Below are 13,724 nucleotides of genomic sequence, written 5' to 3'. Positions count from 1 at the left end.
GTCACGAACGCTCGAGGATCGCATCGACCGCGCGGTCGAACGAACGGTTCGCGCGCAGTACGTAGCACGCGGTCAGGCCGATCGCGACCAGGATGATCGCGATGCCGGCGACGATCCCGACGGTCGTCGTCGCGCCGCGGTAGAGCGGCGCCGCGAGCACGTGCGGCGCGAGCGCGACGAGCAGGATGAAGCCGTAGTACGTCGCGATCATCAGCGCCGTCAGCACGAAGCTGAAGCGGCGCCGCGTGCGCACGAGCTGCTGGTAGTCACGGCGCGCCGTGACCGATTCGATGACGGAAATCTCCATGATGTCTCCTGTCGACCAGAGTTGGCGCTTTAGCGCTTACTCTGGTCCCATGCTTCGCGGTCGACCAGAGTTGGCGCTTTAGCGCTTACTCTGGTCCCATGCTTCGCGGTCGACCAGAGTTGGCGCTTTAGCGCTTACTCCGGTCCCATGCTTCGCGGTCTACCGGAGTTGACGCTTTGGCGCCTGCTCCGGCCCCATGCCATGCGCCTCGTCTCGCGAGGGTTGTCGTGTAATCGGTCGGCGCGCGATCCAGCCCGCCCGCGCCGCGGCGGCAAGAATCGATTCAGACCACGCGGTCCGCGCGCAACCTCGCGACGTCGTCCGGCGACAGCCCAAGCCAGCCGCCGAGCACGTCCTCCGTGTCCGCGCCAAGCACGGGCGGCGCGCCCCGCACCGGCAGCCGCACGCCGTCGAAGCGGTACGGCGGCGCAAGCACGTCGACGCCGCCCGCGACCGGATGCGGCTGCCGCGTGACGAGGCCCGCGCTGCGCGCACGCTCGGACGTCAGCGCTTCATGCAGGCCGAGCACTTCGCCGCACGGAATGCCGGCGCCGGAAAGCGCCGCGAGCAACGTCGCGCGCGATCGCTTCGCAAGCTCGCCGCGAATTTCCGGCAGCAGTTCCGCGCGGTTCTCCGAACGGCCGAGGTTCGTCTGGTAACGCAAGTCCGCTGCCAGGTCGGGCCGCCCGATCACGTCGCAGAAGCGCGCGAACTGCGTGTTGTTGCCGACCGTGATCACGAGCGGGCCGTCGGACGCGTCGAACACGCCGTACGGCACGATCGACGGATGCGCGTTGCCGTAGCGCGGCGGATCCTTTTCCATCAGCAGCGCGTCGAGCCCGTAGTACGCGGTGATCATCAGCCCGCAGTCGAACAGCGCCATCTCGATGCGCCGCCCGCGCCCGGTCGCGTGCCGTTCGTACAGCGCGGCGAGAATCGCCTGCGCCGAGTACATCCCGGTAAACAGGTCGACCGCCGCGACGCCGAACTTCAGCGGCGGCTGGTCGGCCTCACCGTTCAGCGCCATCAGCCCCGCCTCGCCCTGCACGACGAGGTCGTAGCCCGGGCGCGCCGCTTCGGGCCCCGAACGGTCGTAGCCGGAGATCGCGCAGTGCACGAGACGCGGGTTCAGCTTGGCGAGCGCGTCGTAGCCGAGGCCGAGCTTTTCCGCGCCGCCGAGCTTGAAGTTGTGGATCAGCACGTCGGCCTGCGCGGCCAGCTCGCGCACGAGGCGCTGCCCCGCTTCGGTCTGCAGATCGATACAGATCGAACGCTTGCTGCGGTTCACACTGTTGAAGTAAGTCGTCTCGGTGTCGCCGATCCGCAGCCCCCAGTCGCGCGTATCGTCGCCGCGCGCCGGATGCTCGACCTTGATCACCTCCGCACCGAAATCGGCGAGCACCATTGCGCACCACGGCCCGGCCAGCACGCGCGAGCAATCGAGCACCTTGACGCCGGCGAGCGGCAGCGCGCGTTGCGTATCGTTGTCCATCGTCGTCTCCTCCGTCTTCGATTTATGGCTTCGACAACGCGATGTAACGCGCGAGGTGATGGTCCTCGTCGCCGAGCTGGTGATCGATCATCACGAGGCGCTTCGCGTAATGCGACAGCGGCAGCTCCCACGTCATGCCGATCCCGCCATGAAGCTGGATGCTCTCCTCCGCGACGAGCGTGCCGATCCGGCCAATGCTGTACTTGGCCGCGGCGAGCGCACGTTCGCGCACGACGCGCGGCGCATCGAGCTGCGCGGCCGCGTTGATCACCGCCGAGCGCGCCTGCTCGACTTCGAGCAGCAGGTCGGCCATCCGGTGCTGCAGCGCCTGGAAGCTGCCGATCGGCATGCCGAACTGCTTGCGCGTGCGCAGGTAGTCGAGCGTCTGCTCCTTCGCGACGTCCATTGCGCCGAGCGCCTCCGCCGACAGCGCGAGCAGGCCGAAGCCGAGCACGCGTTCGAGCAGCGCCGCACCTGCTTCGCTGAACGTGTCGCCTCCCACGTCCGGAACGCCGAGCGCGGCGTCGGCCGGCAGCGCGACGCGGTCGAAGCGCACTTCGGCCGCGCGGCCGCCGTCGATCTTCCGGTAATCGCGCAGCGACACGCCCTCGGCATTCGCGGGCACGACGAACAGGCCGATGCCGTCTTCATCGTCGTCGTTGCCGGCCGTGCGCGCGCTGACGACGAAGAACGCCGCCTGCGCGGCCTGGTCGACGACGCCCTTCGCGCCCGTCAGCACCCAGCCGTCGCCATGCCGTTCCGCGCGCGTGCGCACCGTCGTGAGTTCATAGTGCGAGCCCGGTTCGTCGTGCGCGAAGGCGGCGCTCACGCGGCCGTCGATCAGCGCGGCGAGCCTGTCGCGATGTGCGTCGCCGCCGGCGAGCGCGAGGGCACGGCCGCCGAGCAGCGCGCCGAGGAACGGCTCGACGACGAGCCCGCGCCCGAGACACTCGAACACGACCGCGATGTCGAAGCCTGCGCCGCCGAAGCCGCCGGCGGCCTCCGGAAACAGCGCGCCGATCGCGCCGAGTTCCGCGAAGCGCTCCCACATCGTCCGGTCGAAACCTTCCGCCGATTGCGCGATGCGGTCGCGCACCGGGAATGCGTATTGCTCGCCGATGAAGCGGTTCAACATGTCCGCCAGCATCCGGCGGTCTTCGCTATGTCTGAAGTCCATTGCCGCTCCTTACAGCCCGAGCATCATCTTCGCGATGATGTTCTTCTGGATCTCGTTCGAGCCGCCGAAGATCGACAGCTTGCGGTTGTTGAAGTACTGCAGCGCAGCGCTCGCGGCCTCTTCCGGCCCGACCGGCTCGCCGTCGTAATCGGCGTCGAGCGCCTCCTCGACGAACGGCTGCGCGTACGGCCCCATCGCGCGCCGCATCAGCGACGTGATTTCCTGGCGGATCTGCGTGCCGCGGATCTTCAGCATCGAGCTTTCCGCGCCCGGCACGCCGCCGCCCGCGACCGCAGCCAGCACACGCAGGTTGGTGGTCTTCATGTTCTCGAGCTCGATCTCGACGCGCGCGATGCGCGCCGCGAAGTACGGATCGTCGGCGAGCGGCCGGCCGTTCTTCTTCACCTTCGCGGCCACGGCACGGAGCCGGTCGAGCGCGGCCGTCGAGAAGCCGACGCCCGCGATGTTGGTGCGCTCGTAGGTCAGCAGGTACTTCGCGTAGGTCCAGCCGCGGTTCTCCTCGCCGACGAGGTTCTCGGCCGGCACGCGCACGTCGGTGAAGAACACTTCGTTGACCTCGTGCTCGCCGTCGAGCGTGACGATCGGGCGGACCTCGACGCCCGGCGTGTTCATGTCGACCAGCAGGAAGCTGATGCCCTCCTGCTTGCGCACGTCGGTCGCGGTGCGCACGAGGCAGAAGATCATGTTCGCGTAGTGGCCGAGCGTGGTCCATGTCTTCTGGCCGTTCACGATGTAGTGGGCGCCCTGCGCGTCGACACCCCGCACCGCGCTCGTCTTCACCGACGCGAGGTCGGAACCCGCGCCCGGTTCCGAGTAGCCCTGGCACCACCAGTCGGCGCCGTCGAGGATGCGCGGCAGCCAGTGACGCTTCTGCGCTTCGTTGCCGTACTTGATCAGCACCGGGCCGAGCATGTTCACGCCGAACGGCACGATGCGCGGCGCGCCCGCGAGTGCACACTCGTTGTCGAACAGGAACTTCTGCGCGACGCTCCAGCCGGGGCCGCCGTAGTCGCGCGGCCAATGGCTCGCGAGCCAGCCGCGTGCGTTCAGGATCGCATGCCATTCGCGCATGTCGTCGCGCGTCAGGTGCAGGCCGCCCTTCACCTTGCGCGCAATGCGCTCGGGCAGTTGCTCTTGCAGGAAGCGCTGCACGTCGGTGCGGAACGCTTCCTCTTCGGGAGTGAAATTGAGATCCATTTGGTATCCGTAACGAATTCGATTCGACGATCAGTCGAGGTGATTCAGGCTCGCGAAGTCCGCGCCGCGCTCGACGAGTTCGACGATGAGCGGCGACGGCTTCCAGAACAGCGGATCCTCCTTCGCGAACGCGCGGATGTCGGCCAGCACGTTCGCGAGGCCGACCGTGTCCGCGTAGTGCATCGGGCCGCCGCGATAGCGCGGGAAGCCGTAGCCGTGCAGGAACACCGCGTCGACGTCGAGCGGACGCAGCGCGATCTTCTCGTGCACGACGTTCGCGCCTTCGTTGATCATCGCGGCGAGATAGCGGTGCAGGATTTCGTCGTCCGTGAACGTGCGCGGCGTAATGCACTGCTTCGCGCGCTCCTCGGCGACGATCGCGTCGACGTCCGGATCCGGCGTGCCGGTGCGCGCGCCGTCCGGATACAGGTAGTAGCCGCGCCCCGTCTTCTGGCCGAACCAGCCGCGCTCGCACAGCCGGTCGGAAATCCCGACGTAGCGGGTGCGCGGATCGCGCGTCGCCGCGCGGCGCTTGCGGGTCGCCCAGCCGATGTCGCCGCCCGCGAGGTCGACGACCTGGAACGGCCCCATCGGGAAGCCGAACGCGCGCACCGCACGGTCGATCTGGTATGGCGACGCGCCGTCTTCCATCAGGTAATCGGCCGCGGTGCGATAGACGGCCAGGATGCGGTTGCCGATGAAGCCGTCGCACACGCCCGCGCGCACCGGCGTCTTCTTCAGCTTCTTCGCAAGCTCGAATGCGGTCGCGACGACGTCGGCGCTCACGCGCGCCGGCACGACGATCTCGAGCAGCTTCATGATGTTGGCCGGCGAGAAGAAATGCAGGCCGATCACGTCGGACGGCCGGTCGATGCTCGCGGCGATCGTATCGATGTCGAGATACGACGTATTGGTCGCGAGCACCGCGCCCGGCTTGCACGCACGCGCGAGTTCGGCGAACACTGCCTGCTTGACGGCCATGTCCTCGAACACGGCCTCGATCACGACGTCGGCCTGCGCGAGCGCGTCGTACGACGTGCTGCCCTTGAAGCGCGCCAGGCGCGCCGCGTGCGCGGCGGGCGTCATCCGGCCTTTCGCGACGAGGCCGTCGTACACCTTCTCGACGTGCGCTCGGCCGCGCGCGAGCGACGCTTCATCGCGCTCGATCATCGTCACCGGCAGCCCCGCGTCGAGGGCGGCTACCGCGATGCCCGCGCCCATCGTGCCGCCGCCGACCACGCCGATCCGCTCGACCGGCCGCGCGTGCGCGCCGCGCGCCTCGGGCACCTTCGCCGCTTCGCGCTCCGCGAAGAACGCATGCACGAGCCCCGCGCGCTGCGGGCTGTCGATGCATTGCAGGAACAGGCTGCGTTCGAGCTTCATCCCCGCGTCGAACGACTGCGTGAGCGCGGCCTCGACCGCGTCGACGATCTTCGCCGGCGAGAAGAGGCCACGCGACTTCTTCGCGATGTCGGCGCGCGCCGCGTCGATCGCGCCCTGTGCGGCCGCGCGGTCCGCAAGCCCTTGCGCGTCGCGGGTGCGCCGCGCGCTCGCGCCGATCGACAGCAGTTCCTGCGCGTAGGCGAGCCCTTCGGCGAGCGTGTCGTCGCTGTGCGCGAGACGGTCGATGAGGCCGAGCGCAAGCGCCTCGTCCGCGCTCGCGTGGCGGCCTGACAGCATCAGGTCGAGCGCGGCCTTCGCGCCGATCAGCCGCGGCGCGCGCTGCGTGCCGCCCGCGCCGGGCAACAGGCCGAGCGTCACTTCGGGCAGCCCGAGCTTCGCGCCGGGCACCGCGAGCCGGTAATGCGCGGCGAGCGCGACCTCGAGCCCGCCGCCGAGCGTCGCGCCATGCAGCGCGGCCACGACCGGCTTCGCGCTCGATTCGATCCGCTCGCACACGTCCGGCAGCGACGGCGGCACCGGCGGCTTGCCGAACTCGCGGATGTCGGCGCCCGCGATGAAGTTGCGCCCGGCGCCGACGAGCAGCACCGCGTGGATCGCAGGGTCGCGCTGCGCGGCGTCGATCGCATCGGCGAGGCCGCGCCGCACGTCGGCGGACAGTGCATTGACGGGCGGATGATCGATCGTGACGACGAGCACCTTGTCGCGTCGTTCGCGCGTGACCGTGCCGGTTTCGGAAGAGGTGGGTGAGTTCATCGGGTCTCCGGTCCCACGCAAAGCGGGAAAAGTCTCCGGCCAGGTGCCGGGTATGACTCGATTCTCGATTGATCCAGATTCATTGACAATTCCGACAGCTTTTTACAAGCTGTCAAAACCCATTTGACACTGGATATTGTCAGACCGTTAAAGCGGCCTGGCGGGAGACACCGGCGATGGACCTGAACGCGCTGACGCTGCTGGTCGAGATCCTCGACGCGGGCAATCTCAGCAAGGCCGCGCAGCGGCTGAAAATGAGCCGGGCGAACGTCAGCTATCGGCTGAACCAGCTCGAGCGCTCGATCGGCCAGCAGCTCGTGCGGCGCACGACGCGCCGCATCGAGCCGACCGAGATCGGCCTGAAGCTGTACGAGCACGGCCGGCGCATCCGCAACGAGCTGCTCGCCGCGCAGGAATCGGTGACGACGCTCGGCCAGGACCTGCAGGGCCGCGTGCGGCTGTCGGTGCCGAGCGGCTACGGGCAGCTCGTGATGTCGGAATGGCTGATCGCATTCAAGCGCCTCTATCCGGGCATCGTGCTCGACGTCGTGTTCGAGAACCGCGTCGAGGACCTGCTGCGCGACGAAGTCGACATCGCGATCCGCGTGATGTCCGAGCCGCCGCAGAGCCTCGTTGCGCGCGACATGGGCGCGGTGCGCTACGTCGCGTGCGCGTCCCCGGCGTTCGCCGCCGCGCACGGGATGCCGGCCGGGCTCGACGCGCTGCGCGACGCACCCGTGATCACCGCGACCGTGATCAACCGGCAGTTGCGGATCGCCGCGTATCTGGGCGACGAGCGCCACGAGGTGCTGCTCGAGCCGACGGTGATCTCCGAGAACTTCCTGTTCCTGCGGCAGGCGATCCTCGCCGGGCTCGGCGTCGGCATCGTGCCGGACTACGTCGTGCACGACGACGTGCGGCGCGGCGCAGTCGTCACGTCGCTCGACGCGTACCGTCTGTCGATCTTCGGCACGCACATGTACATGCTGTACATGCCGAACCGGCACCACACGCGCGCGACGGCGACGTTCATAGAGTTCATCCTCGAACAGGCCGGGAAGACCGGCCGGGGCGGGCCGGACGCGCTGCGTCAGGGTTTCCGGTCGGATGACAATCCGCTTGCGGCGCGGCGACAATAGCGCGCCGGAGCGACTGGCGCGAAACGGCCGCGTGACACGGAATGCCCAGCGGCCGCGGCCGGCTGCGTGACGCCGGTCGCGCGTCGCCGCCAGCCGGTGGCCGGACGCCTGTCGTTGGCTAACCGTCACTGGATGCGCGTCGCCGGATGCCCGTCGCCGGAAGCCCGTCGCTTCCTTCCCAATTCACTGCTGCCGAGGGTTCAATGTCCGACCGGATTCGTCCGCGCCCGCGTTCGTGGGCGATGCTCGCCGCCGCCGCACTCGTCGCGCTCGTCACGCTAAGTGCCGCCTGTACGTCCCCTGCTCCGTCCGCGGGCCCGGCAGCCGCCGCGCCGGCCGCCGCTTCCGGCACGCTTGCGCCGGCCGTGCATACGCCCGAACTGTCGTCGGGCTGGACCGACAAGCCGGGCTGGACCGCGCAGCGCTACATGATCGCCGCCGCGAACCCGCTCGCGGCGCAGGCCGGCTACGAGATGCTGAAGGCGGGCGGCACCGCGATCGACGCGGCGATCGCGACACAGATGGTGCTCGCGCTCGTCGAGCCGCAATCGTCGGGCCTCGGCGGCGGCGCGTTCATGCTGTATTTCGACGGCAAGACGACGCAGGCATACGACGGCCGCGAAACCGCGCCGGCCGCCGCGACCGACCGCCTCTTCTACGGCCCGACCGGCCAGCCGATGGGCTTTTACGAAGGCGTCGTCGGCGGGCGCTCGGTCGGCACGCCAGGCGTGCTGCGGATGCTCGACATGGCCCACCGCGCACACGGCAAGCTGCCGTGGCGGCGGCTGTTCCAGCCGGCGATCCGGCTGGCCGAGCACGGCTTCACGATCAGCCCGCGGCTCGCGACGCTGATCGCGAACGACGACTACCTGATGAAGGATCCCGACGCGCGCGCGTACTTCTACAACAAGAACGGCACGCCGAAGGCGGCCGGCACGATCCTGAAGAACCCGCCGCTCGCGGTCGTGCTGCGCCAGGTCGCGGACCACGGCGCGAATGCGTTCTACTCGGGCGCGATCGCCCGCGACATCGTCGCGAAGGTGCGCAAGCATCCGACCAACCCGGGCCTGCTGTCGCTGCAGGATCTCGCGCGCTACAAGGCGAAGGTGCGCGAGCCGCTGTGCACCGACTACCGGCGCTCGGTCGTCTGCGGGATGCCGCCGCCTTCGTCGGGCGGCCTCGCGATCGCGCAGATGCTCGGCATCCTCGACGCGATGCCCGACTGGCAGCAGATCGGCGCGCAAAAGCCCGTGCGCAACGACGTCGGCTTCGAGCCGACGCCGTTCGCCGCGCACGTGTTCAGCGAGGCCGGGCGTCTCGCGTTTGCGGACCGCGCGCGCTACGTCGCCGATCCGGACTTCGCACCGCTGCCGGGCGGCAACTGGGCGAGCCTCACCGACAAAAGCTACCTCGCGCAGCGCGCGCACCTGATCGGCGACGGCAGCATGGGCACCGCGCAGGCCGGCATGCCGCTAGGTGCGACGGCCGTGATGGCCGACGACCGCAGCCCCGAGCTGCCGTCGACGTCCGACATCGCGATCATCGACCGCTACGGCCAGGCGCTGTCGATGACGACGAGCGTCGAGGATGCGTTCGGCTCGCGGCTGATGGTGCGCGGCTTCCTGCTGAACAACCAGCTCACCGATTTCTCGTTCGTGTCGAGCGAGAACGGCCGGCCGGTCGCGAACCGCGTGCAGCCCGGCAAGCGGCCGCGCTCGTCGATGGCGCCGGAGCTCGTGTTCGACAAGCAGACGAAGCAGGTCACGATGATCGTCGGCTCCGCAGGCGGGCCGGCGATCATCAACCACGTCGCGAAGGCGCTGATCGGCGTGCTCGACTGGGGGATGACGATGCAGCAGGCGATCGCGCTGCCGAACTTCGGGTCGATGAACGGGCCGACGCAGCTCGAGCGCGGCCGCGTGTCGGACACGCTCGTCGACGCGTTGAAAAGCCGCGGACACGACGTGCAGGTCGTCGAGATGAACTCCGGGCTGCAGGGGCTCCAGCGGCTGAACGTCGAAGGCCGGACGGTCTGGTTCGGCGGCACGGACCCGCGGCGCGAAGGGATTGCGATGGGGGATTGAACGGACGGCCGCTCCGGCTCACCCGCGCCCCTTCCACGGCACGATCCGCCGCTCGACCCACCGCATCCCGAGGTCGAACAGCCACGCGATCGCGCCGATGATCAGGATCCCCATCACGACGAGGTCCGTGCGCAGGAAGCTCGACGCGTTGAGTACCATCTGCCCGAGCCCGGCCGTCGCGGCGACCATCTCGGCCGCGACGAGCGTCGTCCAGCCGAAGCCGATCGCGATCCGCAGCCCGGTGAGGATCTCCGGCAGCGCGGCCGGCAGCACGACGTGCCGCACGATCTGCGCGAAGCTGCCGCCGAGCGAATACGCGGCGTTGATCTGCTCGACCGTCGCCGCGCGCACGCCGGCACGCGCCGCCATTGCGATCGGCGCGAAGCATGCGAGGAAGATCACGACGAGCTTCGCCGTCTCGTCGATGCCGAACCAGATCACGACGAGCGGCAGGTACGCGAGCGGCGGCAGCGGCCGGTAGAACTCCAGCAGCGGATCGAGCACGCCGCGCGCGACGCGGCTCACGCCCATCAGGATGCCGGCCGGCACGCCGATCGCGGTCGCGAGCAGGAACGCGCCGAACACGCGCGCGGCACTCCACAGCAAGTGCTCGGACAGCGGCAGGCCGCCCTGGATGCGGCCGTGCCACGCGTCGACGAAGGCCGCCCACACGGCTTCCGGCGCGGGCAGGAACAGCGGCGGCAGCCACTGCCGATGCGTCGCGACCCACCACAGCACGACCAGCGCCGCGACCGTCGCCGCGCTCAGCCCCGCCGTCTTCCCCTGCCCCGGCAGGCGGTAGCGGCGCGATGGATGCGATGGATGCGATGGATGCGATGGGTGCGATGGCTGCGATGGCTGCGATGGCTGCGATGGCTGCGATGGCTGCGATGGCTGCGATGGCTGCGCGGTGCGCGCGGGGCGCGCTGCCGCCTGACGCCGCGTCGTGCGATCGTCCTGCTCGAAACCCGCGGCCGCGCGCTCGACCGCCCATGAATCCTGCGTGCTCATGTTGTCCTGCCTGTGCAAATGCCGATCCGACCGCGTCCGACGGACGCGCCCTGCCGCGCCAGCTCGCGCGTCACGCGGCTTCCCCGACTGCTTCGTCGCGATGCAGATACGCGATCAGCCGTTCGCGCCACGCGATGAAATCGGGCGACGACTTCACCGCGCGCGCATCGCGCGATTCGACGTAGCGGCGCGCGAACGGCAAGTCGAAGGTTTCCGCGATCCGGCCGGGGCCCGGCGTCATTACGACGAGACGCGTCGCGAGGAACAGCGCCTCCTCGACGTCGTGCGTGATGAAGAACACCGTCTTGCCCGTGCGCGCCCATACGTCGAGCACGAGCGCCTGCATCGTGCCCCGCGTCATCGCGTCGAGCGCGCCCATCGGCTCATCCATCAGCAGCACGCGCGGGTCGCTCGCGAGCGCGCGCGCGATGCCGACCCGCTGCTGCATCCCGCCCGACAGCTCGTACGTGCGCGCCTGCGCGTGGCGCTCGAGCCCGACGAGCGCGAGCATCTCGCGCGCGCGTTGCGTGCGCTCTGCCTTCGGCACGCGCGCGAAACGCAGCCCGAGCGCGACGTTGTCGAGCACGTCGAGCCACGGCAGCAGCGCGTACTTCTGGAACACGACGCCGCGATCGGCGCCGGGGCCCGTGACCGGCACGCCGTCGACCCGCACGTCGCCGGTCGTCGGCGCGACGAAGCCTGCCATGCAGTTCAGCAGCGTCGTCTTGCCGCAACCGGACGCGCCGAGCGCGACGACGAATTCACCCGATTCGAGCGTCAGGTCGACCTGCGCGAGGGCCTGCGTCGTCGGACGCCCGCGCGCGCCCGGATAGGCAACCGATACCTGACGGACTTCCAGCGTGCTCATGATCGATGCTCCGTGCTGCGTCGCCGCGCTCAGCGCGCGGCCTTCTGCACGAATTGCGGATCGACGCCGACGGAATAGTCGGCGAGCACCGTCTGGATCGTGCCCTGCGATTTGAGGAACGCGGCCGTCGCCGCGAGCGACTTCGCGGCGCCCGATTGCGCGCCGCCGCCGAGCCACGTCGGCGATGCCTGCTCGCTCACAGTCGGAAATGCGTAGAGTGCGAGGCTCGCGGGCACGTCCTGCGCGTTCGCGCCCGATACCTTCGCGACGGCCTCGACCTGCGGCGTGCCGACCTTCCATGCGGCCGCGTGCGCGCGGTAATCGGCGTCGGCGGCCGCGAGTACCTTGACGAAGCGCGTGACGAACTCGGGGTTGTCGCGCGCGAACTTGCGGCTCACGACAAAGCCGTCGAAGGTCGCCTTGCCGCTTTGCTTCGCGACCTGCCCCGACGTCGTCAGCACCGTGCCCGACTGCTTGACCTTCGCGAGCACGGGATCCCAGATGTAGGTCGCGTCGATGTCGCCGCGCGTCCATGCGGCTGCGACTTCGGGCGGACGCAGATTGACGATCTTCACGTCGTTCGGATTGACGCCGGCCGCCTGCAGCGCGACGAGCGTATGGAAGTGCGACGTCGACACGAACGGCACGCCGATCTTCCTGCCCTTCAGCCCCGCGATGCTCGTCACGCCCGAGCCGTTGCGCGCGACGAGCGCCTCGGCGTCGTTGATGTTGTCGAGCACCCAGAACAGCGAGATGTCGAGCCCCTGCGACAGCCCGGCCGCGATCGGGCTCGAACCCGCTTCGCCGAGCTGCACCGAGCCCGATGCGAGCGCGCGGATCACGTCCGCGCCGCTGTCGAGCTTGCGGAACGTGACCTTGTAGCCGGTTGCCTTCTCGACTTCACCGCTCGCCTGCGCATAGCGCCATGGCACGACCATGTCCTGGTACGCGATCACGACTTCGCGCGATTCGGCGTGCGCCGCGCCGAGCGCGGCAAAGGCGGTCAGCGCGGTCAGCGTGGCGACGGCGCGGCGGATGAGGCTGAAACGGGACATGCGGCTCTCCTTCGGAATGCGGGCGTTGCTGCGGGAGAGCCGACTATAGGAGGTTTGCGCGCGGCGGGAGCGAACTTATCCTGCGAAGCAATCGACGCCGTTTCAGCTTTGCTTTCCACGCCGGATTGGATCGCGCGTCCGGTCGGGTGGCGATTGTCGTGCGCAAGCCGCCTCTGGCGGAACGGCACGTGTCGACGATGAATCGGTCCGTCCGGCCGCCTGGACACACGCCCGGTGCGGGTCCGGCCCCCCTTCCGCCAGCACGCAGCCTGGTCGGGCGACGCCACGATTCAAATTCGCAACGTTCGCCCGGGCCGCATCGCCCCGGACGCTCCACCGAGCGCCGGGACCGGCATTGTCACTGGCCGGGCCCGATATATGCAGCGCCATGGACGCTCGCGCCGTCATCGCGTTCGTCCGCCCGAGGACGAACGCCGCAATGCCCCGGAATGCGGCGGTCCTGCGCCCAGCCTGACTGTCGCGGCGCTCGTCCGAGGTTCGATCGGCACCCGGGCAAACCCATCAGCCTGCAGAAGAACGAAACCGGAGAGGTGTGCCGTGATAAGTCCTCGTTCGACCTGTCTGCGCACCAAGATCGAACGTGCGTTGGGTCGGCTGATCGCAGCGGCGTTTGCCATCACGCTTGTGGCTTCGCCACTTCGCGCAGGCGCGCAGGCTGGCCAGCCGTCCTTCAGCCGTGTCTCCGCAACCGCGTACGGCACGGTTCTCGATTCGTGCGGCGTGACTCAGACAGCCGTCACCATCTCGACCTCTGGTAGGACAGACCTCAAAAATGCCCCCCATGCTGCAGCGTCGGTCGTCGTCTATCGCTTTGATCGTTGCAAACGCTCGCCCGTCTTCGCTTACGGCGCTTCACGGCGATGCGACCTTTCAATCGGGGCGGCTGACGGCAGCCGATGGCCGGAATCCGTGACGGTCTCGGGACAGATACCGCTGAGCGTATTCACTTCGAGCGGCAATAGCCGGGACACCGCGACGTTCGAGCTGACCTTGCATCTGGTCAACGCGCCGCCGCCGTACAGCGACGAGAATCATGGCGACGCTGCGGGTAACGGCCTGTATGACTACAGTGTCGACACAACCGGCGCAATGACGCTGCCTGCTTTGGGGCTGCGGTCATTTCCGTTGCCGAACGGCCAAATGAAGTTTGAAAGATGAAAAAAAGCCCGCATCGCTGCGGGCTATTCTTGGCTCG

11 protein-coding genes are annotated in these 13,724 nt (G+C 69.0%); 3 read left to right on the top strand and 8 right to left on the bottom strand.

The window, feature by feature from the left end; genetic code table 11:
• Nucleotide 1: 1 nt before the first annotated feature.
• The 5 genes from ACV22Z_RS14630 to ACV22Z_RS14610 form a co-directional block, all read right to left on the bottom strand.
• Nucleotides 2–307 (bottom strand): DUF485 domain-containing protein, encoded by a 306-nt coding sequence (locus ACV22Z_RS14630; protein ID WP_448077016.1) that lies wholly within the window; start codon nt 305–307, stop codon nt 2–4.
• Nucleotides 308–590: 283 nt separating this feature from the next.
• A complete protein-coding gene (locus ACV22Z_RS14625; protein WP_448077015.1) occupies nt 591–1,799 on the bottom strand; it encodes a CaiB/BaiF CoA transferase family protein in 1,209 nt (402 codons plus the stop codon).
• A 22-nt stretch (nt 1,800–1,821) separates the two neighbouring features.
• On the bottom strand, nt 1,822–2,976 hold the full coding sequence (locus tag ACV22Z_RS14620) for an acyl-CoA dehydrogenase family protein (RefSeq protein WP_448077014.1): 1,155 nt from the start codon (nt 2,974–2,976) through the stop codon (nt 1,822–1,824).
• Nucleotides 2,977–2,985: 9 nt separating this feature from the next.
• Nucleotides 2,986–4,194: an acyl-CoA dehydrogenase family protein gene (locus ACV22Z_RS14615; RefSeq protein WP_448077013.1), complete on the bottom strand. Its 1,209-nt coding sequence runs from the start codon at nt 4,192–4,194 to the stop codon at nt 2,986–2,988.
• A gap of 30 nt (nt 4,195–4,224) precedes the next feature.
• Nucleotides 4,225–6,351, bottom strand: a complete 2,127-nt coding sequence (locus ACV22Z_RS14610; RefSeq protein ID WP_448077012.1) for a 3-hydroxyacyl-CoA dehydrogenase NAD-binding domain-containing protein — start codon at nt 6,349–6,351, stop codon at nt 4,225–4,227.
• Between the two features lie 176 nt (nt 6,352–6,527).
• On the opposite strand from ACV22Z_RS14610, the gene ACV22Z_RS14605 reads away from it, so the two are divergent.
• Complete coding sequence (locus ACV22Z_RS14605) at nt 6,528–7,490, top strand: LysR family transcriptional regulator (RefSeq protein ID WP_448077011.1); 963 nt, start codon at nt 6,528–6,530, stop codon at nt 7,488–7,490.
• Nucleotides 7,491–7,693: 203 nt separating this feature from the next.
• On the top strand, nt 7,694–9,574 hold the full coding sequence (gene ggt, locus ACV22Z_RS14600) for a gamma-glutamyltransferase (RefSeq protein WP_448077010.1): 1,881 nt from the start codon (nt 7,694–7,696) through the stop codon (nt 9,572–9,574).
• An 18-nt stretch (nt 9,575–9,592) separates the two neighbouring features.
• On the opposite strand, the gene ACV22Z_RS14595 is transcribed toward ggt, so the two are convergent.
• The 3 genes from ACV22Z_RS14595 to tauA form a co-directional block, all read right to left on the bottom strand.
• Entirely contained in the window at nt 9,593–10,585 is a 993-nt protein-coding gene (locus ACV22Z_RS14595; RefSeq protein ID WP_448077009.1) for an ABC transporter permease subunit, read from the bottom strand.
• A gap of 70 nt (nt 10,586–10,655) precedes the next feature.
• Nucleotides 10,656–11,453 (bottom strand): taurine ABC transporter ATP-binding protein, encoded by a 798-nt coding sequence (locus ACV22Z_RS14590; protein ID WP_448077008.1) that lies wholly within the window; start codon nt 11,451–11,453, stop codon nt 10,656–10,658.
• Between the two features lie 29 nt (nt 11,454–11,482).
• Entirely contained in the window at nt 11,483–12,508 is a 1,026-nt protein-coding gene (tauA, locus tag ACV22Z_RS14585; RefSeq protein WP_448077007.1) for a taurine ABC transporter substrate-binding protein, read from the bottom strand.
• A 558-nt stretch (nt 12,509–13,066) separates the two neighbouring features.
• Between tauA and ACV22Z_RS14580 the strand changes: the two genes are divergently transcribed.
• Entirely contained in the window at nt 13,067–13,687 is a 621-nt protein-coding gene (locus ACV22Z_RS14580; RefSeq protein WP_448077006.1) for a hypothetical protein, read from the top strand.
• Nucleotides 13,688–13,724 lie beyond the last annotated feature (37 nt).

The organism is Burkholderia sp. PU8-34 (assembly GCF_053427725.1).
Note: the sequence above shows the minus strand (reverse complement) of the source record. Positions and strands in the feature narration are given on the sequence as shown.

Bases quoted from the DNA above. Each gene is read 5' to 3' on its own strand.
- ACV22Z_RS14630 (WP_448077016.1), bottom strand. From the start codon at position 307: ATGGAGATTTCCGTCATCGAATCGGTCACGGCGCGCCGTGACTACCAG.
- ACV22Z_RS14625 (WP_448077015.1), bottom strand. From the start codon at position 1,799: ATGGACAACGATACGCAACGCGCGCTGCCGCTCGCCGGCGTCAAGGTG.
- ACV22Z_RS14620 (WP_448077014.1), bottom strand. From the start codon at position 2,976: ATGGACTTCAGACATAGCGAAGACCGCCGGATGCTGGCGGACATGTTG.
- ACV22Z_RS14615 (WP_448077013.1), bottom strand. From the start codon at position 4,194: ATGGATCTCAATTTCACTCCCGAAGAGGAAGCGTTCCGCACCGACGTG.
- ACV22Z_RS14610 (WP_448077012.1), bottom strand. From the start codon at position 6,351: ATGAACTCACCCACCTCTTCCGAAACCGGCACGGTCACGCGCGAACGA.
- ACV22Z_RS14605 (WP_448077011.1), top strand. From the start codon at position 6,528: ATGGACCTGAACGCGCTGACGCTGCTGGTCGAGATCCTCGACGCGGGC.
- ggt (WP_448077010.1), top strand. From the start codon at position 7,694: ATGTCCGACCGGATTCGTCCGCGCCCGCGTTCGTGGGCGATGCTCGCC.
- ACV22Z_RS14595 (WP_448077009.1), bottom strand. From the start codon at position 10,585: ATGAGCACGCAGGATTCATGGGCGGTCGAGCGCGCGGCCGCGGGTTTC.
- ACV22Z_RS14590 (WP_448077008.1), bottom strand. From the start codon at position 11,453: ATGAGCACGCTGGAAGTCCGTCAGGTATCGGTTGCCTATCCGGGCGCG.
- tauA (WP_448077007.1), bottom strand. From the start codon at position 12,508: ATGTCCCGTTTCAGCCTCATCCGCCGCGCCGTCGCCACGCTGACCGCG.